This window comes from Vibrio inusitatus, from assembly GCA_024346935.1.
In the GTDB taxonomy this organism is placed as follows: domain Bacteria; phylum Pseudomonadota; class Gammaproteobacteria; order Enterobacterales; family Vibrionaceae; genus Vibrio; species Vibrio inusitatus.
Genome location: AP024878.1, coordinates 1,534,773 through 1,557,939, shown reverse-complemented (window position 1 = coordinate 1,557,939; position 23,167 = coordinate 1,534,773). Strand labels below are relative to the sequence as shown.

Genomic DNA, 23,167 nt, shown 5'->3' with positions numbered 1-23,167 from the left:
TCTAGCGTGTTAAAATACTGAATATCTGCGTTGGAGTTTTTGATTGTAGAATAACGACTTATCAAAAATTTTTGCCTTATTCTCAAGTATTTGTCTTGCGCTATGTCTGGTCATTTACTTGCTGTAAATGGTGTTAATCAGAATAAAGCGAGGTTTACCTCGCTTTATTCTTTAATGATGCCGTTTTTGCATCAGTAATGACAGACTAAAGCGGGTTCAGTTCAAATTATGACTTTCTTTAAAAGTCAGTGAGCATATCCCAAAACGGCTGCCTTGATTCTGGTGTGTTATTACGATGAGTTGTGTACTTAACGTGTGTGTTTTTATCATTTGATGGTGATAGATTGATACTCCACAGGGCCCGTATTTCATTGGGGATCATAGAGTAACGCACATCAATAACTTTGAATTTATCGACAGGATCTTGTGCAAGAAAGCCATTTGAAAACTGGCTAAAACGTTCGATGTCTTTCGCTTGTTGATAGTTAGGGTCAAGCCAAGGGAAATCTCTATTCATGTCTAGTTTAGCGATAGATTCACCAGAATACATTTTTACCGACGTCCCCATCCTGACGGCATCTACGTAATACCGACCATCGGTTTCGTAAATGATCTTCCAGACTAAGATATTAGCGAAAGTAGGTTTTGCTTCTATCCGTATAGGCACATGCTGCCGGCTGTTGGCTAATAACAATCCGTTAGTTTCTGCTCTGTCTCGTTGGACCACCCCTAGAGTGAGGTAGATCAAGCCCCACAAAATTGCAAAACGTGCAAACAAAGGGTTTTTCTTTAACGTTGCAAATATCAGTAAAATCAATATAGGAAGGGTAAATGCAGGATCAACCACTGAGATGGCGTTCCATGCAAAACGTTCATTGGAAATAGGCCAAAATAGCTGAGTGCCATATGACGTGCAGGAGTCAAGAAGCCCGTGAGTACCATAACCTAAGGCGCAAGCTCCCCAACTTTGTTTAAAGGAGAAATGGTGTTTTTTTGCGATTAACCAATGCAAAACCAATGCGCAAATGAAACTACCCACAGGGATAAACAGCAGTGAATGAGTAAATTGCCGATGAAACTGCAAAAATAGCAATGGATCCCTTGATGAACGAATAAGTACATCTAAATCTGGTGCCATTCCAGCAAGTAGCCCCAATACACCTGCGACAACTATATGCTGCTTCTTATACATTGACTGAGGCACAGACGCCCCTAGCAATCCTTGCGTTAATGGATCCATTACTCACTCATTAATAGGGTATGTTTGAAATACTTGACGTGGGATCTTCAGAATTACGTTGACCTTAATAACAAATGTTCCAAGAAGTATAGGGTAGTTGTATTCAGTGGGATGGAATTATCATGGAACAAATTGTCTCAAATGTTCATCCCACAGGATTATAGGCTCTACAGGGACAAGTAGGCGGATAGACATCACCTGCAAAGGATGAAATGTCGTGTATAAATAGGGTTTATATATGACCACAATTGAGCTAAATAGGAACTTTTAAAATCCGATAGTAGAATATGCTCATCAATCATCTCAGAGAGTTATAGCACATCCTATGCCGGTAATTTCTCAGTCGTTACGAACCCATGTAACAACACAAAGAGTCTCGTCACAATGAAGCCTAAAGAAGGTGACAAGACCAAGAATAATCTCATGGTTATTAGGGTCACAGACGAATTGATCCCTGATCATCTCAACAATGGCATGCCAATACTCTTAGTTAGGGTGGTGTGTTTAGAGTGTGCGCATTTCTTTTATATTGCGTCTTGTGAGCTTCATCAATCTCAGTGCTTATCTTGCAGCGCTCTGGTATAAGGATTTACTGCAAAAACCTAGCTGAATAGAAGTGCTGTAATGACATGGATTGCAATAGTATGCGTTGTCTTTGCAGTGTTGCTCTTTACTTGAGTTTATTTCGTGGTTAGCCAAACTAAAACTAACCTTTAAGGTTTTACAAAATATTTTTTGAATCAGCAGCTTTGCTCTTTTTGATGTATTTAATTGCAGCCCAAACAACATAACCTGTAACGCCAACGATGAGAGCTGATCGAATAAGGATAGGAGCGTCATGTTCTAGTTCATGAACGTGCGGGACTATACTTGCGTACAGGCGGCTTGTAAAAAGCAGCCCCATTACCAGCATAAAAACTTTATTCATTTCGCCTGCCTCGATATCAATGCTTTTCACAGAACAAGCAATTAGTGGGTTGCCATAATAATGAACGCACGTTTTGTCCTGTTTGGATTTAGAAGAATGCGCTTCTTGAGCATGCTCGTCAATGTAGCCCCCAGTTTTAATCAGTAAGCTAATATTCCAGATTTGAAAGTCTTCATTTGTGAGCTGTGAACGCTCGGTCTGGGTTGAGATTGCATGCACTATTCGGCAAGCTATCATTAAAATTCGATTTATTGTATGGCTTCTTCAATGGCTATAAATTGAATTTTCGTTAGACACATTACTGCTTTGGAAAATTCATATTCTTGATTCAATTGAGTCACGGATTGAAACGGTAGCGGATCTTCACCAGGTTCGGCTAGATACGTGTCTATCTTTTGACTGATGGCATAACTTTGGCCCGTATTATCATTAATGTCGGGATATTTATGCCGAAGCCAGGTAAAGCGCTTTGAAGCTACCGTGGTCAAGCACCTTCTACAAGCGTTGTTAGACATAGTTTAAATGTAGGGTAACGACAAAGTAAAAAGCGGTTACACACCGATTGCCATTTTTCTGGCCACCGGTAGATACGGTGTATCTTTATACCACTTTTGAAGTGTTCTAGTGATTACCCTAACTACTATTTACCGAGATGTTTTTTGATGCAGAATGAGAACAGACAGTAGTTTAGGTGCTTACTGAATAAGCTTGGTAGTTGCAACTTCAGCGGGTAGTGCTCTAATCTTTACTGCAACCTTAACATCAATTGGATCACCATATTGATTGAAAGCAACATCGACAATATCGCCCTCTTTCAACTTATCAGTAACAGTGGGCATTTTAATGTTAATTACACGATTGTCTTCTAAACGGATTACAAGTTCTGATGTGACTGATAATGAACCTTCCTCAATCGCATCACCAACTAAACCACCAATTAGAAAGCCAGCTAGACGAGAGTCCGAGTCCGATGCAACTAAACCACCGAGATTGCCTATTGCCTCTCCTGCGCCCGTATTGTCGTTTTTAGTAATTTGATTAGCGAGCACTTCACCTTGCTGTAGCATCGCAGTTTCGTTTGAAGCACAACCAAACAGCATGAGGGACGTGATTAAGATAGTGAAAATTGATTTCATAGGTATTTCCTTAGTTAGAACGCTTGTGTTTTTACTAAGGCTATTTTCTATTTGAAATGCTATTTTCACTAAATTGGATACTATTCAATTTGTTGATACATGCTAATTGTGCCCTCGTGACAAGAAGTCGTGAGTTATTTTGTATGATACGAATTTTTCACCTCGTTCTTTTGTTAATGGATATCTTTGTTGATGAAACGCTCCTCGATAATAATGCTTGGAGATAATGGCAGAGTTGCTGGCTGTTAAAACGACAGATTGCGAAAGATACGCATGAATATGTCACTCTCACAGGTATAGAGTCTCCTGCGTTAATGGCGAAGTGTCACATTTCGTATTTGAATTCGAGAGCATAGAAAAATGACCATTAGAGGCTTTACTAAAGTTCATTGGAACTGGAAGCTTTTCTTAATGTAATTTACTGCTTCGCAAACAACATAACCTGTAACATCAACGATGAGTGCAGAGCGAGTGAGGGTAGGGGCGTTATATTCAAACGTTTATACTGCCAGCTAGCTTTTAACCTCAAGTGATTGTACTGCTTCTTCAATCGACATGAATTGAATTTTTGTCAAACACATTTCTGCTTTGGAAAACTCATGCTCTTGAATTAATTGAGTCATTGATTGAAGCGATAGTGAAGCTTCATTCGGTTCGAATAAATACGTGTCATCGTTCGGACTAATCGCATAACTTTGGCCAAAGCTATCAATTTAAACAGTCAGTACTTCCCATAATTAGGCCCTCTAATTCTTCATCTAGTTTTGCCTCTGAAGCGACAAATATTAGCTCGGAATCACCGTCTAACTTTAAAATACATGGCCATTGAATCATCGTCTTTCCTACGTACAAACCTGCAATCTTGATTTTCTACCGTAACACTAATGATTAAAGGCTGCTATTTATCAATATGTGTGAATATAGATGATGGGCAGTTTGAATATTTGCTATATGAGATAATTTTAGTAGTATCACGATTCCTGATCATCGAGACAGAACTATGACTTTTAAAGCCGCAATTTTTGATATGGATGGGTTGCTTCTTGATACCGAGCGAGTGTGTATGAATGCTTTTGAAAAAGCATGCCATACTCTAGGGCTTGAGTTTTTGAAGCCAGAGTATCTTGCGATCATTGGCCAAAATGCACAAGGAGTGGAGCGCACCATACGTGCCGGTTATCCTGATGATTTGGATTATCCTGCACTTCGTAAAGTGTGGATGGAGTATTACCATGATGTTACGCATCATCAGGCAATTCCCATTAAAGAGGGAGTACTTGAGCTTCTTGATTGGCTGAAGGACAATAACATACCGATAGCGGTCGCTACATCGACAGACTTAAGCTTAGCTAAAACAAAGTTGAAACTAGCAGGGCTAGACGCCTACTTCGATATTTTGGCTTGTGGATGCGAAGTGACGCATGGCAAACCTGATCCGGAAATCTATTTATTGGCCGCTAGCAGACTTAATATAGAGCCACAGCAATGCTTAGGTTTCGAAGACTCAAACAATGGTGTGCGTTCTGGTATTGCCGCAAACTTGCAAATGTATCAAATTCCCGATCTCGTATTTCCAACTGATGAGATAATTTCATTAGGGCATCAAGTTCTACCTTCAATGATTGATGTGTTGAAGGTTCTTAAGCAAGGACATTAGGTCTCTACTTGATTGGAGAATAATGACTAATCAAAAGTTACTTTCTTTTGTATTAAGCGAAAAAAGGGCCCAATTGCTTGGACCCTTCTTTAGACAATTTATAATAATGGCGCTTCTACTTACTAAAATTTGTTTTAGCTGCGTTGAACTTATCTACGTACGCCATCATGTCTTCTTCTACCCAAGGGATAAGACCGCTAGCAATCATACGCTTACTGCCAGTACCTATTACTTGGCCGTCTCCCTTAAACTCGAAGTTTAGGGTTACTACGCCACGCTTGCCGTTAACATCGAAAGTGGCGCTAGATAACTCTACCGTCGGTTCTTTGATATCAAAGCGATTAAACTCAAGCTTCATGTTTTCATAAATGATAAGAGGGCGTTTAGTGTTGAACATCATTTGTTCTTCTTTCATAAGAGGAACCATGATGTGAGGGAAGTTCATGCCTGAGAACTTTACATAGCCACGAATAACATTCTCGATTAACTCAGCATCGGTGCAGATGTCTCCACGACGCTCCATGCTTAGGTATTCTTTGCCTTTTTCATCCACAACAGCGCTGTTTTCATCACATGCGTGGTTTAACTGCAATTCAACGCCATCACTTACCATTCCAGAGAAGGTAAATTTCATGTTCTGGCTTAATCCCTCGTTCTGCAGTAATACAGCGAATAACAGGTCGCCTGGTACGCAGAAACGCTTGTTGTCTTCGTCATGAATAGGGTTAAAGTCACCTGCAATACCCTTAGCAAAATCGCTAGCTTGTTTGCGAGTAAAATGAATCGATGAATTTTCACTTACGAAGTATGGGGATAGAAACATAGTTACGGCTTAAAATCTTTGTTATTAGTAGATATGTGATCGGAGTATATCAAAGTGTAAAAACTTAATGGTCTATCCAGTGTATATATTTTCGCATAACTGTGTAACTTAACGTGTTGATATACCGAATTAAAGCCGTGTAATCGGGCATTTTGGTTGTTATTTGAGTGATTTTGGTTACAATGCTCAGCCTGTTATTATTTGAATCCAATCACATCAGTAATTGTGAAGGACATAATAGCCATTTCTTTGGCTCTTGTATTCTAGGCATTGAACGCAAGAGATTAACTTAAACATGTGTTGCTTCGTATGTAACACCACTGGAATAGGACTTAAAATGCCTGTAATTACTCTTCCTGACGGCAGTCAGCGTCAATTTGACAACCCTGTATCAACTCTAGACATCGCAGCTTCTATTGGCCCTGGTCTTGCAAAAGCAACCATTGCTGGTCGTGTAGATGGCGAGCGCGTTGATGCTTGTGATCTTATCGAACAAGATGCAAGCCTAGAAATCATTACTGCAAAAGATGAAGTTGATGGTCTTGAGATCGTGCGCCACTCATGTGCTCACCTTCTCGGTCATGCTATTAAGCAACTTTACCCTGATGCAAAAATGGCTATCGGTCCAACTATCGACAATGGTTTCTACTATGACATCGATATGGAGCATCACCTTACGCAAGAAGATTTAGATAAAATCGAAAAGCGTATGAAAGAGCTTGCTAAAACCAAGTATCAAGTTGTTAAGAAAAAAGTCAGCTGGCAGGAAGCTCGCGATGCATTTGAAGCTCGCGGAGAGACCTACAAGATTGAAATCTTGGATGAGAATGTTTCTAAAGACGATCGTCCAGGACTTTACCATCACGAAGAATACATCGACATGTGTCGTGGTCCACACGTACCGCACATGGGCTTCTGTCAACACTTTACGCTACTTAACGTGGCGGGTGCATACTGGCGTGGTAACAGTGACAACAAGATGCTTCAGCGTATCTACGGTACTGCATTCCACGACAAGAAAGCACTTAAGGCGCATCTAACACGTCTTGAAGAAGCGGCTAAGCGTGACCACCGCAAGATTGGTAAGCATTTAGACTTATTCCATATGCAGCAAGAAGCACCAGGTATGGTGTTCTGGCACCACAATGGTTGGTCTATTTTCCGTGATCTAGAAGTATTCATTCGTGAAAAACTAACTGAATACGATTACCAAGAAGTAAAAGGTCCTCTAATGATGGACCGTGTTCTTTGGGAACGTTCAGGTCACTGGGACAAATACGCTGATGCGATGTTCACAACGAACTCAGAAAACCGTGAATACGCAATTAAGCCAATGAACTGCCCAGGTCACGTTCAGATCTTTAACCAAGGTCTGAAATCGTACCGTGATTTACCGCTACGTATGGCTGAATTCGGTTCATGTCACCGTAACGAACCATCAGGTGCTCTGCACGGCATCATGCGTGTCCGTGGCTTTACTCAGGATGATGCGCACATCTTCTGTACTGAAAGCCAGATCCAAGATGAAGTGATTAGCTGCATTAAGATGGTTTACGATACGTACCAAACCTTTGGCTTCGATAACATCGTAGTTAAGCTGTCTACACGTCCTGAAAAGCGCGTAGGTTCTGATGAAATCTGGGATGAGTCAGAGAAAGCACTAGAGCAAGCGCTGCAATCTATGGATATTCCTTATGAGATCCAAGAAGGCGAGGGTGCGTTCTACGGACCGAAAATTGAATTTACTTTGTATGATTGTCTGGATCGTGCGTGGCAATGTGGTACAGTGCAACTCGATTTCAACTTACCAGGCCGTTTAGGTGCAACTTATGTAGGTGAAAATAACGAACGATTAGTTCCTGTTATGATTCACCGTGCTATCCTAGGGTCACTTGAGCGTTTCATCGGTATCTTAATCGAAGAATACGCTGGTTTCTTCCCTACGTGGTTGGCACCAGAACAAGCGGTAATTTTGAACATTACTGACAAACAAGCAGAATATGTTCAAGAAATTGCACAAAAAATGCAAAAAAGTGGAATTAGAGCCAAAGCGGACTTGAGAAATGAGAAGATTGGCTTTAAAATCCGCGAACATACTTTAAAACGTGTTCCGTACATGTTGGTGGTGGGTGACCAAGAAATGGAAGCCGGCGAAATCGCAGTACGTACTCGTAAGGGCAAGGACTTAGGCAAGTTCAAAGTGGATGATTTTATCTCTTATATCCAAGCCGAAGTTTCAAGCCGTAAGCTCAATCTGGAGGAATAAGCTATTAAAGGCGGAAGACGTGGCCAACAACAACCGGCCAAACAAAACCAGCACCGTTTAAACGGTGAAATCCGAAGCGTTCGTGAAGTTCGTTTAACTGGCGCCGATGGCGAACCAGTAGGTATCGTATCTTACCAAGATGCGCAAACTGCAGCTGACGAAGCTGGTATGGATCTCGTAGAGATCAGCCCTAACGCCGAGCCACCGGTCTGTCGTGTGATGGACTATGGTAAATTCCTCTTTGAAAAGAGCAAGGCTCTTAAAGAGCAGAAGAAGAAGCAAAAGCAGATTCAGATTAAGGAAATAAAATTCCGACCTGGAACTGATATTGGAGACTATCAGGTAAAACTACGCAACCTGACCGGTTTCCTTGAAGACGGCAACAAAGTGAAGGTAACAATTCGCTTCCGTGGCCGCGAAATGGCTCACCAAAACATCGGTGTTGACGTTCTAAATCGTTTGAAAGCAGATACTGAAGAATTTGCAGTAGTTGAATCTTTCCCATCGAGAATAGAAGGTCGTCAGATGATTATGGTACTGGCCCCTAAAAAGAAGTGATTATCGGCCTGCAAGTAATTTAACCTTGCTGCTTTAAAGTGGCAGGGTTTCATTCGCCCTAATTACTATGTTATTAACAACTCAACAATGCGGAGTTATTCATCATGACTAAGATGAAAACCAACAAAGGTGCTGCTAAGCGTTTCAAGAAAACTGCTGGTGGTATCAAATTTAAGCACGCTGGTAAACGTCACATCTTGACTAAGCGTACTACTAAGAACAAGCGTCAACTACGTCCTAACGCAATCCTTCCTAAGTGTGAAGTGGCTGCTGTTATTCGTATGATGCCATACGCTTAATTCTTTTTAGTTTATAATTCGTTTAGTTTAGGAGAAGCATAATGCCTCGCGTAAAACGTGGTGTACAAGCTCGTGCACGTCATAAGAAAGTTCTAAAACAAGCTAAAGGTTACTACGGAGCACGTTCACGTGTTTACCGCGTAGCTTTCCAAGCAGTTACTAAAGCTGGTCAATACGCATACCGTGACCGTCGCAACAAAAAGCGTCAGTTCCGTCAGCTATGGATCGCTCGTATCAATGCTGCATCTCGCCAGAATGGTCTATCTTACAGCCGTTTCATCAACGGTCTTAAGAAAGCATCTATCGAGATCGACCGTAAGATCCTTGCGGATATCGCGGTATTCGACAAAGCTGCATTTGCAGTTCTAGTTGAAAAAGCAAAAGCTGCTCTATAATTTTTAGAACACAAAGCTTTATTTAAAGGAGACCCTAGGGTCTCCTTTTTTATTGGCATCAATTATTGCTAAAGTAAGTTGGTTACTTATTAAGATCTTTTAACATCCATACGTCGCATAAATTGTGTAACGTACCTTCCAATGGTTTCGCCAAGTGTTTAAACCCTAGATTTTCATAAAGCTTAATTGCTGAGTCCATATTCGATAGAGTATCTAGATAGCATTGAGTGAACCCTTGTTGTTTAGCGAAGTCTAAGCACTGGTTGGTCAAAGACTTGCCTAGTCCTAACCCTCTTGCATCTGGAAGCAGAAAGAGTTTTTTTAACTCGCAAATAGAAGAGCCTTGCTTGAATGGAGCAATTCCACAACCACCAACAATTTTGCCATCTTTTAAAGCAACTAAATAGCGACTGCGATTTTCTCGCGTGTAATAGCGACTCATGTTGTAAACCTCAGGGTCTGATGGCCCGTAACCCTCACCAACAGCGCCGAATTCTTCTCCAACACGTTTAATGATTTCTTTTATCAGTGGGTCAAACTGGGGTTGGATACTAACGATCTCAACAGACAAATTGTGCTCCTCGTGTTTAATACCAATAGTGCGAAATAACTGGTCATTCTAGCTTGTTAAATGCTCGATAACGGCGTTAGAATTTTTGATTGTAGAATAACTACTTATCGAAAAATGCAGCCTTGTTCTCGAACATTTTCCCAAAGCTATTTCTGATCACTTGCTTAGTGTGATTGGTATAAGTTATCAGAAATCTTGGCTTTATAGGCTATCAATACTTATAGGATATACAAGTATTACAACTCTATGTATGCAAAAGAAGCACCCTTAACGGTTTGTCATCTCCTATGACGCATTTAAATTGTTCCTTTTTGAACTGATCGCATTTTCTAGTTCGTTTGTTGGGCGATAAGTACGTCGTCGTATTCTTATGCAATCTTTTCTTTAAATATGGATATTAAAGCTCTAGTTTTCTTCGATAAATTTTTAGATGAAGGATAAATCAGGGTTAGGTTAAGGCTGGGAAACTTGGCGTTTGGTAGCACTTGTATCAAAGGACTGTATCCAATAGAAGTAAGCGAGTGATTTTTAGGAAGAAATGCGATGCCCTTATCCTTTAAGGCTAATGAATACATTAAGTTTAAGTCATCAGATTTGAGGTGAATTGGGATGTCTTTGCCCAACAATTTTGCATTGTAACGGTTCGCAAATATTCTATGAGATTTTAGATCGGCGAGCGTTTCACATGGTGGGTGAGAGTCTAAATATTTTTGGGAGGCGACTAGATGAGATTGGTAGGGTTGTAGACTGAATTGAACATAGCTTTCATCTGTAATAGTAACAACTTCTGGCAAAACCTGAAGGTCAAAGCCTTGCCGTTTTAAATCAATGCTACCTTGATGATTCTCTACTTCGAGCTGAACATTAGGAAATTTAGATGAGTATTCAGTGATAATTGAATTAAATACTTGTGATGTCATTAAAGCAGACGGTACAGCAAGGCGTAACACACCAACATAATCTTGATGTGACTCTTTCATCGCTTTAATCCCTTGTTCGATATTATACATTTGCTCATAGGCAAGTTGGTAAAGGTGTTTCCCCGGGCCCGTTAATTCAATGGTTCTAGTGGTTCTAATTAACAGTTCACAACCTAATGACTCTTCTAGTGTTTGTATGCGACGACTCACCTTTGAGCGTTGTAAACCATTTGCGTTTGCCGCAGCACTAATTCCGCCGTGCAGAACAGCCTGTGTAAACATCCATAAATCATCAAAATGCGTCTTCATTGTCCTATTTATAGCTCCTAAATGGCTGATTTTATAGTCTACCAGAAAGAACTCATGATCTTTATAATCTATTAACTATTAAGGTAAGGAGCTAATAATGAGAGAGAAGCAGATGTTTTTACGCTGTATGACCTTTTTTACTGCAATGTTTTTTGTATCATTTATATATCTAATTGTTTCAGACCGACGAGCACCATTTACTACAGAGGGTCGTGTTTATGGGCAAGTGGTTCAAATTGCATCAGAGGTGACAAGTAGGGTTACTGATGTGCTTGTTGAGAATAACGAAGAAGTAAAAACGGGAGATATTTTATTTATTCTCGATTCTCGTAAATTTGAAATCGCTTTGGATCAAGCTGAGCTTGCCTTGCAGTCTGCGAAAGAAAGTGAGTTAGCACTACGTGCTAAAAAAAGCGCAGCTATCGCCAATATTTCTCGTGTAAAAGCTTCTTTGAATAATGCTAAATCGGAATATCAAAGAATATCTAAGTTAGCAAAACACCAAGCGGTATCAGTTTCTGAGTTAGAAAGTAAAAAAAAGCAGTATCAAATTGCTATTGCAGATCTTGAGATTGAGAAACAGAACCTAAACAAATTAAACGCGCAACTTAATACAGGTCAGGGTGTTACTACTGATGTACTTGTTGCTCAAAGTCGTTTAGAAAAGGCGAAACTAGATATAAGTAATACTGTAGTGCGTTCCCCAAGTGATGGCACAGTAACCAACCTCAGACTAGAAGTAGGAACAATAGCCAATGCTAATATGCCTTTGTTGACGTTTGTTACCGATGATTCTCTTTGGGTTGCTGCGGATTTCAGAGAAAAGTCCGTATCTAAAGTCACTAATGATTATCATGCTTTAGTTACCTTTGATGCTTTTCCTGGAAAAGTATATCAATATCATGTGGATAGTCGAGACAGAGGCGTCTCTTCGGGTCACCAAAACCCGAATGGAATGCTTACACAAATAGAGGTAAATAATCGCTGGGTCCGTGATGCCCAGAGAACAAGGATCAATCTCGAAAGTAATGAGTTATTACCGGATTCCCTGTTTATCGGATCACGAGCATCACTTGCGTTATATTCGGGAGAAAGTAGGTTTTGGCAACTTATTGCCAAAACACGGATACGGTTAATTAGTTGGTTCCACTTTATTTACTAGGTGGTTTGAATGAAAGCTTTTCGTATCTGGTTTGCATGCTCATTGGGTTTAGCTCTTAGCATGGTATTAGGTTGGAACTATGGATTTCTAGCCATCGTGTTACCTATGTTTGTTCTTAGCAATACTGAACATTTTCATCTACCTCTGCTTTTGATGATATTTGTTTCAGCTTTGGTAACCATATTGGAATTTAACGTAATGTGGGGGGTACTGAAAAACACTCCATTGTTATTGACAATCGTTGTTGGAATTTCCTTTTTTATCAAATGTGTAGCAATGACGGATAGGAAAACGTTCTTATTGGGCTACATGGGTCTTATCGTTGGCTCTATTCTACTCAACTTTAGTAGTTATTCTTTTATTGATATAGAAGAGTTTAGCATCACTATTTTGATGTATTGCTTACTCAATATCGTGATTTGTGCATTAGCTTATAGCTTATTTCCAACTGCTAATTCAGAGTATCTCGAAAAGGGAGAGGGCAATCAACAACAAGCTCCTTATCAAAATTATCAGCTGGTCATGATGTGGGTGTTGCCAATGATTGCATTCGTTATATTTCAACTCGCCGATCTCTATGATTCAGCTGCGGCACATGCATCAATATTAATTATCTTGGCCCCCATGACTTATACAGGAGCGCTTAAAATGGCGAAAGTCCGTATTATTGGAACAGGCTTAGGGTGCGTGTTGGGATTGGTAATGCAATTAACTCTTGGTCTTTGGTTTGAAAGTGCATTTTTGTATTGGCTATTATTTACCATCATCTTAGGACCGCTGTGCTATATGCAAACACAAGGTATAGCGAAGTCAGCTATATCATTTTCGGCTACAGCGGCTTTAACTGTTCCTATGACAACAGCGCTAACGCCCGGTGAAACAGATGCATTCTTTGCTCTTTTATACAGATTTAGCTCAATTTTCATAGCTGTAGTACTGAGTGCGTTACTTATATTTTTAATGCAGCAGATTGCGGAAAATAGAAGTCGAGAGCGACTATGCAAAAGCTAACGGCTTCGGAAGTTACTCTTAATTGGCAAAGAACAATACAACTTGGATATAAAGTTGGAAAGGTGATTTCATGTATTACCACGTCATCTTGTTTGTGTCTCTTGCTGTTAATTCAGGGCTGTGAAACAACACAAAAAAGAAGCGCTTCGATTGATTCTGAGTATATGAACCCTCTTAATACCCCAGGACTTAGGTTTTGGGATGAGAACCTTTCTTATGAGGGGAATCTGAGTATTGTGCAAGATTTGAATTCGTTAGTTGAAAATAGACCGGATACAGATGAAATCAATCATTTAGCTCTTTCCGGTGGCGGTGTAAATGGGGCATTTTCAGCCGGTATTCTAAATGCTTGGAGTGAAGAAGGAACACGACCTGATTTTGACTTAATTACAGGTGTATCAACGGGCGCCATTGTTGCAGTATTTGCTTATTTGGGACCAGAGTACGATGAAGATTTGAAACGATATTATACGGAAATCCCCGTAGGAGATATGTTTCAACGTTACTCGATATTAAAGCTACTTTCGCAAAACTCTTTTCTTGATACATCGGATTTTGAACGAAAAGTACGCAGTACTATAGATAAAAGCATGCTTGACAGAATGAAGCTAGAACGAGAGAAAGGACGGATATTGCTCATTGGGACAACCAATTTAGATAACCAAAAAATGGCGTTGTGGGATATAGGAAGAATTGCTCAATTAAGTTCATCAGAGGCTCTACAGCTAATTCAAGATATTATAATCGCAAGTAGTTCAATTCCAGGGGCATTCCCTGCTAAGTTAATTTCTATGTCTCATATGGGAGAGGAATACAATGAGCTACATGTGGATGGAGGAGTGTCTCGACAAGTGTTTTTGATCCCGCAATGGATTAATGGGACTATTGAGAGTAGTGGACATGTACATAATATTTATGTCATACGAAATGGAACGTTGAAAGCAAGATTTAATGAAGTCGAGAATGGTATATCGTCCGTGTCAGCAAGTGCGATATCTACTTTGCTAAGGCGACAAGGCATAGGTGATGTAGAATACATCTATCATTTTAGTGAACGGAATCGCTACCCATTTAATTTGGCCCACATTGATAACGATTTTAGACCTACTAAGTTAGATGCTCTTAGTTTAGATTATATGAATGCTGTGTATGAATACGGCTTTAATAAATTTAAAGATAGAACGCTGTGGCTAGATGCTCCCCCAAGCGTAAGCGCTAAAATAGAATAGTCTAATCTAGATCTTAAGGTAGTGCAGTGAGCAAACCTTGTGAGCACTATTCAAACAATCCAATCAAAAATAGAGAATCAAATGTTGTTTAATGCAATTAGGAGTCAAAAATGAAGAACGATGAATTGGTTGATTGCCAATGGCTTAGTGAGCATTTGCTTGATGATAACTTAGTTGTGCTAGATGCATTTATGTTGAAAGTGGTAGGCAAGGAGCCTATTGAGTACCCAAGCTTCTCAACTATTTCTGGTTCACGACCTTTTGACATAGAAAACGACTTTTGTGATAACGAATCGACGCAATTGCATGCTCTACCGACGCAAACAGCTTTTACTGAAAAGGTTCAAAAGTTAGGGGTGAATAAACACAGCACCATCGTCATCTTTGACAATCAAGGGATCTATAGTGCACCTCGAGCCTGGTGGACGTTTAAAGTTATGGGCTTTGACAACGTTAAGGTTTTAGATGGTGGTTTGCCAGAGTGGATAGCACAAGGTTACCCAACGAGTTCAACATACGATGAAACGTCAATCAAAGGGGATTTTGTTGCTTGCTACAATCCAGTCAAAGTGACAGATTACCAAGTTTTACTTGATCGCTTAAATGACACTTCGCAATTAGTTATCGATGCACGGGGAAGCGCTAGATTTAATGCTGAAGTTGCCGAGCCTAGACCTGGTGTCAGGGCGGGGCGAATTCCCCATTCTGTGAACTTGCCTTTTTCATCACTAATGGAGGGGCACCGATTTAAATCGAAACAGGCGATAGAGCAGCTGTTTATTAGTGTTGGAGCGTTAGACTCACGGTGTCTTGTTTTTTCGTGTGGCTCAGGAATAACCGCTTGCATTCTTATCCTAGCGGCACATCACATTGGGCTCTCAGAAACCATCTTATACGATGGTTCATGGGCAGAGTGGGGAGCTAATGAGAAACTCCCTCTAGCGGATTAGTCGCATCACTTTTCCACTATCGGTTGTGATATACAGGTAGTCATCGGGCGATACCTGTATATCGCGAATTCGCTCGCCTAAGTCTTCAAACAAACGCCTCTCTTCAATCAGTTTGTTACCGTCTATCTTGATAACGTTGATATGAGTAAGCTTTAAGGCTCCGGCTAGGAGTTTGCCGTTAAGATCAGGGTAGCGTTCGCCACGGTAGATAATAAGCGAGGAAGGTGCAATAGATGGAGTATAAACGAGCGAAGGCGCGGTAACACCTTCTTGGTATTTAGAGTCTCCCACCATTAAAGGGCCCCAATACTCTTTGCCATGAGAAGTCATCGGCCAACCGTAGTTATGCCCTTTTTCTATTTTGTTTATTTCATCGCCGCCACGAGGGCCATGCTCTATTGCCCACAGTGTTTTCGTTTCTGGGTCAAAGGTTATCCCTTGGGTATTTCTATGCCCATAACTCCATATCTCAGGTAGAACATCGTTGTTGGTCACATAAGGGTTGTCTTTTGGTACTGAGCCATCAGCGTTAATGCGTACAATCGTGGCTGCATGATTAGAGGTATCTTGGCCATTATCTCTATCGCCCCTATCACCAATGGAAAAATAGAGCTTATTCTCATCATCAAACACAATGCGGCTGCCAAAGTGTCTTCCTGTATCTGAGTGAGACTGCGTTGCTAATACTTCTTTGAAGTTACTGAGCGACCCTTTGATATAGGTTGCAGAGGCCAGGACAGTGCTCGCACCTTGTTTATCCGTTTGGCTGTAGGTGAGGAACAAACGGCTAGTGTCTTGCGGGTGAAAAGCTAAGTCTAGCAACCCTCCTTGACCACCAGCGTATACATCGTCAGGTTTAAACAAGGCTTTGTATTTTCCTGATGGTATATCCAGTTCCACAATAGACCCATTGCGCTCGCTAATTACGGCAGTTTCACTATCAGAAAACGCTATTGACCAAGGTACTTTCAATCCAGTTGCTACGGTTTGCAAATTGTAGGCGTGGCTTAGGTTCGCATATCCCACTGTTGCCAATGCAAGTGCGAGTAGATGAGTTTTCGTCGATCGAAGCATGCCTGTTTCCCTTTAGCTGGACTGTCCAACCTGATCGCCACAACGTTTGAATAAAATCATCCAGTATTGTGCGTGACTGATTGTTGCTTGTGTGTATTTATTATATGCACTTTGTACAGGATGATGGTATTGGTTGTCGAGATTGACGGTATAAAGAATTTCGATGTGTGGAGACAGCGTATGGTAGGCCGAATTAAGATCTGCGAGGTAAGGCTGAATTTCCCCAATATAGTACTTATGAAATACGTTTTTTAATCTGCGGTACTTTGTTGTATCTCGGTTATTTCCACAAAATATAATGTTATCGTACTGCTGAAGCTGTTGTGTGGTTGCTTGTAAATAGACGGTCGCTGATTGAAGCGAATGACTTATACGACCAAGTTGGTCGTACTTTTCTATCTCTTCTTGAAAGCTAAGAATATCAAAGTAACTAGGTAGTTCTCCCTTGTGGTAAAGCGCGTCTAGCATAGACAATTGTTGAAGCACATTTTGCAGGCTATATAAGCCTTGGTTAGTTTCTTTTGTGTACCAGTCCGTTGAGAATAAATTAGCGTAAAACGCGTCGCTACTGTAGAGAGTATTAGTGATATGTAACGGCAATTCTTGCCACTTAATGCTATAGATGTTTTGCAAGTCTTCGTTGAGTGTAGCGCTCAATTTATTGGTGTCCAAACACGATTTTAGTCCACTCAACAGTGCAATTTCATACTCTAAGTTTCGGAACTGATCTTGCACCTTACCAAGCACTGTGTTCCTCTGGGCAACCAGTTCCATAAGATTACATTTGGACAGTTGTAATGCGTCGACTACGCCAACGGTTTGCCTAGAAGTTTGCTGGAAGAGTTCTCGTTTTCTTGGGTAGTCAGGTGTTGGAATAACCACTTCAATCGCGTTTTTTTGTTGAACGTTTGCAAGACGATTAAGATAGTTCTCAAATCTATTTTCAACATTAGGTGCTTGGTCACAACCAAGTAGCCCTAAGCATGCGCCAATAATGATTGCGTATTTTGCTTCCGTCACAAATAGCCCTCGATTAATACTTACAGTCACGTATACGCAGTGGGAGAGTAGATAGTCTAAGTGGGCTTGTTCATCGCATTGTCATCATGTTTTAAGCGCTGGAAAAGCGAACCCATTGCCACTAGGTAAAACCCTATCCCTAAGAAAGAACTCCATTAGCTGAGACATATCAATGACAAATGCCTTAAAAATAACAATGAAAATAAACCTGCGACTCCAAAAAGAAAATGCGAATACTTGCACTGTTAACGCAACGGCAAGCGTTCCTGCCTTTAGAAGCATAGTAAATATCAAACAGAGGTTAGCATTAGCCAATAGCCAGCCGGAAATCAATATATGAGGCTTTTTATACCGTTTTGTAATGTGCATTCATAGAAGTAAACAAAAAAGCATCGCGTGACTCTACTGTACTGGCAACCATGCTTACCCGTTGTATCAACAAATACGCTTACAGTGGTTATAATTTATAGGATAGCATTGGCAACTTACCGATTGTTTAGTCGACAATATGTACCCATTTGCACCCGATCTTGCCAAAGATTTAATAAATCTTGAATTTCCTCCCAATTAGGTTTGGCTTTGTGTCTGCCTTTTATTACTATGTGTAGCTATTCAAAATACCCGAAATCCCGAAGGATACTGTCAACTAGGCAGATGAGGAAACAATGCAACATCTACAAGAGATTATTGCTAACGCGACTGCTGCTATTGAAGCCGCACCATCGCTAGTCGCACTGGATGAAGTGCGCGTTCAGTTTCTAGGTAAAAAAGGTGAGCTAACGCTTCAGCTTCAAAGCCTAGGTAAACTACCACCAGAAGAGCGTCGTAGTGCTGGTCAAGAGATCAACAAAGCGAAAGGCGCAGTTCAGCAAGCGATTGCAGCTCGTAAAGACGGCCTGCAGAAAGCTGAGCTAGAAGCAAAGCTAGCGGCTGAAACTATCGATGTGACCCTACCAGGTCGTCGCATTGAAAACGGTGGTCTGCACCCAGTTACTCGTACCATCGAGCGTATGGAGCAGTTCTTTGGCGAGCTTGGCTTTGCAACAGAATCAGGTCCAGAAATTGAAGATGCATTCCATAACTTCGATGCGCTGAACATTGCAGATGATCATCCGGCTCGTACTGACCACGATACTTTCTTCTTTAACCCTGACTTGATGCTACGAACTCACACTTCTGGTGTGCAGATTCGTACAATGGAAAACGGTAAACCACCGTTCCGTTTCATCGCTCCAGGCCGTGTATACCGTAACGACTACGACCAAACACACACGCCAATGTTCCACCAGATTGAAGGTCTATTGGTTGACGAGAACGTAAACTTTGCCCAGCTTAAAGGCATCATTTCTGACTTCCTTGTTGCTTTCTTTGAAGAAGAAGTTGAAGTACGTTTCCGTCCTTCTTACTTCCCGTTCACAGAACCTTCTGCTGAAGTTGATGTTAAGCGTAAAGACGGCAAATGGTTAGAAGTTCTTGGTTGTGGCATGGTTCACCCGAACGTACTTCGCTCTGTAGGCATCGACCCTGAACAATACCAAGGTTTTGCTTTTGGTATGGGTGTTGAGCGCTTGACTATGCTTCGTTACGGCGTAACGGACTTACGTGCGTTCTTCGAAAACGATCTTCGTTTCCTTAAACAGTTCAAGTAATCCAGGGGCACAATTAGATGAAATTCAGTGAATCATGGCTTCGTCAGTGGGTTAGCCCTGCGGTTACTACTGACGAACTAACACACCAAATTACAATGGCTGGCTTAGAGGTAGACGACGTTCTTCCTGTAGCGGGCGAATTTACTGGCGTTAAAGTAGGTAAAGTTGTTGAATGTGGTCAGCATCCAGATGCTGACAAACTGCGCGTAACAAAAATAGACGTTGGCGCTGAAGAATTGCTAGATATCGTATGTGGCGCTTCAAACTGCCGCCAAGGTATCTTAGTTGCTGTTGCAACTGTCGGTGCTGTTCTACCTGGCGATTTCAAAATCAAAAAAGCAAAACTGCGTGGCCAACCGTCAAACGGTATGCTGTGTTCATTTACTGAGCTAGGTATCGACATCGAGTCTGATGGCATAATGGAACTACCTGAAACTGCGGTAATCGGTACTGATTTCCGTGAGTTCCTAGATCTAAACGACGTAACAGTAGATGTTGACCTAACAGCTAACCGTGCGGATTGCTTTAGCATCCGTGGTTTAGCTCGTGAAGTAGGTGTTCTTAACCGTGAAGCGGTAAAAGAGCCTGAGTTCACATTCGTTGCTGAAAGCATTCAAGACACTGTTTCTGTTGAAGTAAAAGCTCAAGAAGCATGTCCACGTTATCTTGGCCGTGTGGTTAAGAATGTAAACGTTAAAGCTTCTACTCCAATCTGGATGCAAGAAAGACTTCGTCGCTGTGGCATTCGTTCTATCGACCCAATCGTTGATATCACCAACTACGTGATGCTAGAGCAAGGCCAACCAATGCATGCATTCGATCTAAGCAAGATTGAAGGTGGCATTGTGGTTCGTATGGCTGAGCAAGACGAGAAACTGACTCTTCTTGATGGCAACGAAGCGAAGCTAAACGCAGATACACTTGTTATTGCTGATCACAACCAAGCACTGGCTATTGCAGGTGTATTCGGTGGTGAAAGCTCTGGCGTAACGACAGAAACAACAGATGTATTACTTGAAAGTGCATTCTTTGCACCGGATCATATCCGTGGCCGCGCGCGCGCTTACGGTTTGCATACTGATTCTTCTATGCGCTTTGAGCGTGGTGTGGATTTCGCACTGCAGCATAAAGCAATGGAGCGTGCGACACAGCTTCTTGTTGAAATTTGTGGTGGTGACGTTGCACCAATCGCTGGTGTTGAATCTGAAGCAGATCTTCCAAAAGCAAACACGGTATCTCTGCGTCGCTCAAAGCTAGACAGCCTACTAGGTCACTCTATCTCTGATGCAGACGTAGCTGAGATCCTTGAGCGTCTTGGCTGCACAGTTGAAACTACTGATGCTGGCTGGAACGCAATTGCTCCAACATGGCGTTTTGATATCGCTATCGAAGAAGATTTGATTGAAGAAGTTGGCCGTATCTTCGGTTACAACAACATTCCTAATCAAGCGCCAATGGCGGCACTTACAATGAACGATCATAAAGAGGCGAACCAGCCACTTAAGCGTGTTCGTGATTTGCTAGTAGACCGTGGTTACCACGAAGCAGTGACTTACAGCTTTGTAGAGCCTGAGCAGCAAAAGCTAATTGAACCAAACATTGAACCTTTGATTCTGCCGTTCCCTATCTCTGCTGATATGTCAGCGATGCGTGTGCAGTTGATTCAAGGTCTTCTAAACACTGTTGTTCACAACCAAAAGCGTCAGCAACCACGTGTACGTCTATTTGAATCAGGTCTTCGTTTTATCCCTGATGCAAATGCTGAAAACGGCATGCGTCAAGAATCGATGCTTGCGGGCGTTATTGCGGGTACTCGCTCTGAAGAGCACTGGGATATTGAAACCAACACCGTTGATTTCTTTGATCTTAAAGGCGACCTAGAAGCGGTTCTTGAACTCACATGTGACGACAAAGCATACAGCTTTGCGGCGACTAAGCACCCAGCACTTCACCCAGGACAAGCTGCGGCTATTATCCTAGACGGTAAAGAAGTGGGCGTGATTGGTACTGTTCACCCTGAGCTTGAGCGCAAATTTGGTCTTAACGGCCGTACTGTTGTGTTTGAACTTGAGTGGTCATCAATTGCGACTCGCGTATTGCCTGAAGCAGTAGCGGTATCTAAGTTCCCTGCAAACCGTCGCGACATCGCGCTAGTTGTTGATGAAGCCGTGGCTTCTGGCGACGTAGTAGCTGCATGTCTTGCAAACGGTGGCGAGCTAATGACAGATGCGAAACTGTTCGACGTTTACCAAGGTAAAGGCGTTGAAGAAGGTAAGAAGAGTCTTGCGATTGCTCTTACTCTTCAATCAGTTGAGCGTACACTGGAAGAAGCTGACATCTCTGGCGCTGTAGAAGCAACAGTCAACGCTGTATCAGATAAGTTTGACGCTGTACTGCGTGACTAGTTTTATAACGAGTACTGAGTAACACTAGATGAACTAGGGAGCCTGATGGCTCCCTATTTTTTTAGCTATCTTCTGCGAAATTGCGTGTATTTGCACTGAGAGCGGGCAGAAAGTCGTTAGTACTACTTCAACGAGCCGAAATACGCTAGAATGCGCCTCACTATTTAAGTCTGAGCCAAATTATCTATGACCAATGCTACAACCCCTAACAGCTTTGCTGATCTTGCCTTAATTCAACCTCTTTTAGCACGACTAGAGGAGCTGGAATATCAACAGCCTACACCTATTCAAGCGCAAATCATTCCTAGTGTACTAGCGGGTCGTGACGTCATTGCCGGTGCGAATACTGGTTCAGGCAAGACAGCCGCATTTGCATTGCCGATGCTACAAGAATTGTTCACCAAACATGATTTGGTAAAATCTAGCGCAAGCAAGGGCAATTTTGTCTCTGGTTTGATCTTGGTTCCAACGCGAGAGTTGGCAAAACAGGTTGCTGATAACATTAAATCTTACGCGGTCCACTTTAACGGTGAGATCAAAACAGTAGCGGTGTTCGGTGGTGTATCCACTAATGCACAAATGCAAACGCTGCGTGGTGGTGCGGATATCTTAGTAGCAACGCCAGGTCGTCTACTTGATCTAATTTCTAGCAATGCCATCAAGCTTGATAGAGTGAAGACGTTAGTACTTGATGAAGCTGACCGTATGTTGAGCCTAGGTTTTACCGAAGAGTTGTCGGATCTTTTGGCAAAACTGCCTAAGCAAAAACAGACACTTTTGTTCTCAGCAACTTTTCCTGAACAAGTACAGGCGCTAACTCAAGAACTGCTAAATGATCCCGTTGAAGTTCAGCTACAGAGCGATGACGAGAGTACTGTGGTTCAGCGCGTATTCAACGTCAACAAAGGCGAAAAAACAGCGGTATTGGCTCACCTAATCAAGAAACATCAATGGCGACAAGCGTTAGTGTTTGTGAATGCAAAAAACAGCTGTGAACACTTAGCGGACAAGCTGTACAAGCGCGGTATTGAAGCAGACGTATTCCATGGTGATAAAGGTCAAGGCTATCGTACGCGTATTCTTGATGCGTTTAAGTCAGGTGAGATTGAAGTACTTATCGCAACGGACATCGCAGCCCGTGGCTTGGATATTGAAAAACTACCAGTGGTTATCAACTTCGACCTCCCAAGAAGCCCATCAGATTACATGCACCGCATTGGACGAAGTGGTCGTGCAGGCGAAGTAGGTTTAGCTCTATCACTTATCGACTATGAAGACTTGCATCACTTTAAGGTAATCGAAAAGAAAAACAAGATTCGTCTTGAGCGCGAGCAAGTTGCAGGGTTTGAAGTGGATGAAACCATTACTCAAGAAATGATTGAAGCCAACAAGCCAAAGGCGGCACCTGCCGGTACTGGCAAGAAGAAGCGCAAGAAAAAAGGACAGGGCGGCTCCGACGATATCTGGTTAAGAAACTCTTAATCGAAACTAATAAGTGCTAGTCCGGCGTTTTTCAAGCTAGCTAGCTGGCACTTTTTTATGATTCATACTGTAGCAATAAGGAA

20 protein-coding genes and 1 pseudogene are annotated in these 23,167 nt (G+C 41.8%); 12 read left to right on the top strand and 9 right to left on the bottom strand.

Features of this window, described 5'->3' with window-relative positions; genetic code table 11:
* Positions 1-238: 238 nt before the first annotated feature.
* The 4 genes and pseudogenes from OCU48_RS07170 to OCU48_RS07150 form a co-directional block, all read right to left on the bottom strand.
* Positions 239-1,240: a metal-dependent hydrolase gene (locus OCU48_RS07170; protein ID WP_141345320.1), complete on the bottom strand. Its 1,002-nt coding sequence runs from the start codon at positions 1,238-1,240 to the stop codon at positions 239-241.
* Between the two features lie 721 nt (positions 1,241-1,961).
* On the bottom strand, positions 1,962-2,168 hold the full coding sequence (locus OCU48_RS07165) for a hypothetical protein (protein WP_141345361.1): 207 nt from the start codon (positions 2,166-2,168) through the stop codon (positions 1,962-1,964).
* 695 nt (positions 2,169-2,863) lie between these two features.
* Positions 2,864-3,304, bottom strand: coding sequence for a hypothetical protein (locus OCU48_RS07155; protein ID WP_141345318.1), 441 nt, complete (start codon positions 3,302-3,304; stop codon positions 2,864-2,866).
* Positions 3,305-3,816: 512 nt separating this feature from the next.
* Positions 3,817-4,138: pseudogene (locus OCU48_RS07150) on the bottom strand (DUF4144 family protein).
* Positions 4,139-4,304: 166 nt separating this feature from the next.
* Here OCU48_RS07150 and OCU48_RS07145 point away from each other — a divergent pair.
* On the top strand, positions 4,305-4,961 hold the full coding sequence (locus OCU48_RS07145; protein WP_141345317.1) for an HAD family hydrolase: 657 nt from the start codon (positions 4,305-4,307) through the stop codon (positions 4,959-4,961).
* A gap of 115 nt (positions 4,962-5,076) precedes the next feature.
* Here the strand turns inward: OCU48_RS07145 and OCU48_RS07140 are convergent, their stop codons facing one another.
* Complete coding sequence (locus OCU48_RS07140) at positions 5,077-5,784, bottom strand: DUF3581 family protein (RefSeq protein ID WP_141345316.1); 708 nt, start codon at positions 5,782-5,784, stop codon at positions 5,077-5,079.
* A gap of 337 nt (positions 5,785-6,121) precedes the next feature.
* On the opposite strand from OCU48_RS07140, the gene thrS reads away from it, so the two are divergent.
* From thrS to rplT, 4 genes are all read left to right on the top strand, one after another.
* Positions 6,122-8,050: a threonine--tRNA ligase gene (thrS, locus tag OCU48_RS07135; protein WP_141345315.1), complete on the top strand. Its 1,929-nt coding sequence runs from the start codon at positions 6,122-6,124 to the stop codon at positions 8,048-8,050.
* Between the two features lie 3 nt (positions 8,051-8,053).
* Positions 8,054-8,608, top strand: coding sequence for a translation initiation factor IF-3 (gene infC / locus OCU48_RS07130; protein WP_082957085.1), 555 nt, complete (start codon positions 8,054-8,056; stop codon positions 8,606-8,608).
* Between the two features lie 104 nt (positions 8,609-8,712).
* The gene (rpmI, locus tag OCU48_RS07125; protein ID WP_017027530.1) at positions 8,713-8,907 is read left to right on the top strand and encodes a 50S ribosomal protein L35; all 195 of its coding nucleotides are present in this window, start codon (positions 8,713-8,715) and stop codon (positions 8,905-8,907) included.
* A 41-nt stretch (positions 8,908-8,948) separates the two neighbouring features.
* Positions 8,949-9,302, top strand: coding sequence for a 50S ribosomal protein L20 (gene rplT / locus OCU48_RS07120; RefSeq protein WP_004401084.1), 354 nt, complete (start codon positions 8,949-8,951; stop codon positions 9,300-9,302).
* An 82-nt stretch (positions 9,303-9,384) separates the two neighbouring features.
* On the opposite strand, the gene OCU48_RS07115 is transcribed toward rplT, so the two are convergent.
* Together OCU48_RS07115 and OCU48_RS07110 are read right to left on the bottom strand one after the other, a co-directional pair.
* Positions 9,385-9,873: a GNAT family N-acetyltransferase gene (locus tag OCU48_RS07115; protein ID WP_141345314.1), complete on the bottom strand. Its 489-nt coding sequence runs from the start codon at positions 9,871-9,873 to the stop codon at positions 9,385-9,387.
* Between the two features lie 368 nt (positions 9,874-10,241).
* On the bottom strand, positions 10,242-11,102 hold the full coding sequence (locus OCU48_RS07110; RefSeq protein ID WP_141345313.1) for a LysR family transcriptional regulator: 861 nt from the start codon (positions 11,100-11,102) through the stop codon (positions 10,242-10,244).
* Positions 11,103-11,199: 97 nt separating this feature from the next.
* On the opposite strand from OCU48_RS07110, the gene OCU48_RS07105 reads away from it, so the two are divergent.
* From OCU48_RS07105 to OCU48_RS07090, 4 genes are all read left to right on the top strand, one after another.
* The gene (locus OCU48_RS07105; protein WP_141345312.1) at positions 11,200-12,264 is read left to right on the top strand and encodes an HlyD family secretion protein; all 1,065 of its coding nucleotides are present in this window, start codon (positions 11,200-11,202) and stop codon (positions 12,262-12,264) included.
* Between the two features lie 9 nt (positions 12,265-12,273).
* Complete coding sequence (locus OCU48_RS07100; protein WP_141345311.1) at positions 12,274-13,275, top strand: DUF2955 domain-containing protein; 1,002 nt, start codon at positions 12,274-12,276, stop codon at positions 13,273-13,275.
* On the top strand, positions 13,263-14,504 hold the full coding sequence (locus tag OCU48_RS07095) for a patatin-like phospholipase family protein (protein ID WP_141345310.1): 1,242 nt from the start codon (positions 13,263-13,265) through the stop codon (positions 14,502-14,504). The genes OCU48_RS07100 and OCU48_RS07095 overlap by 13 nt, the downstream gene beginning before the upstream one ends.
* A 110-nt stretch (positions 14,505-14,614) precedes the next feature.
* The gene (locus tag OCU48_RS07090) at positions 14,615-15,454 is read left to right on the top strand and encodes a sulfurtransferase (RefSeq protein WP_141345309.1); all 840 of its coding nucleotides are present in this window, start codon (positions 14,615-14,617) and stop codon (positions 15,452-15,454) included.
* Here the strand turns inward: OCU48_RS07090 and OCU48_RS07085 are convergent.
* The gene (locus tag OCU48_RS07085) at positions 15,443-16,528 is read right to left on the bottom strand and encodes a PQQ-dependent sugar dehydrogenase (protein ID WP_141345308.1); all 1,086 of its coding nucleotides are present in this window, start codon (positions 16,526-16,528) and stop codon (positions 15,443-15,445) included. The two genes, OCU48_RS07090 and OCU48_RS07085, sit on opposite strands and share 12 nt — an antisense overlap.
* Positions 16,529-16,540: 12 nt before the next feature.
* On the bottom strand, positions 16,541-17,548 hold the full coding sequence (locus OCU48_RS07080) for a DUF3080 family protein (RefSeq protein WP_244312285.1): 1,008 nt from the start codon (positions 17,546-17,548) through the stop codon (positions 16,541-16,543).
* Between the two features lie 665 nt (positions 17,549-18,213).
* Between OCU48_RS07080 and pheS the strand changes: the two genes are divergently transcribed.
* The 3 genes from pheS (at position 18,214) to OCU48_RS07065 (ending at position 23,084) form a co-directional block, all read left to right on the top strand.
* Entirely contained in the window at positions 18,214-19,197 is a 984-nt protein-coding gene (gene pheS / locus OCU48_RS07075) for a phenylalanine--tRNA ligase subunit alpha (RefSeq protein ID WP_141345307.1), read from the top strand.
* Between the two features lie 17 nt (positions 19,198-19,214).
* Positions 19,215-21,602 (top strand): phenylalanine--tRNA ligase subunit beta, encoded by a 2,388-nt coding sequence (gene pheT / locus OCU48_RS07070; RefSeq protein WP_141345306.1) that lies wholly within the window; start codon positions 19,215-19,217, stop codon positions 21,600-21,602.
* 186 nt (positions 21,603-21,788) lie between these two features.
* The gene (locus tag OCU48_RS07065) at positions 21,789-23,084 is read left to right on the top strand and encodes a DEAD/DEAH box helicase (protein WP_141345305.1); all 1,296 of its coding nucleotides are present in this window, start codon (positions 21,789-21,791) and stop codon (positions 23,082-23,084) included.
* Positions 23,085-23,167: the final 83 nt, after the last annotated feature.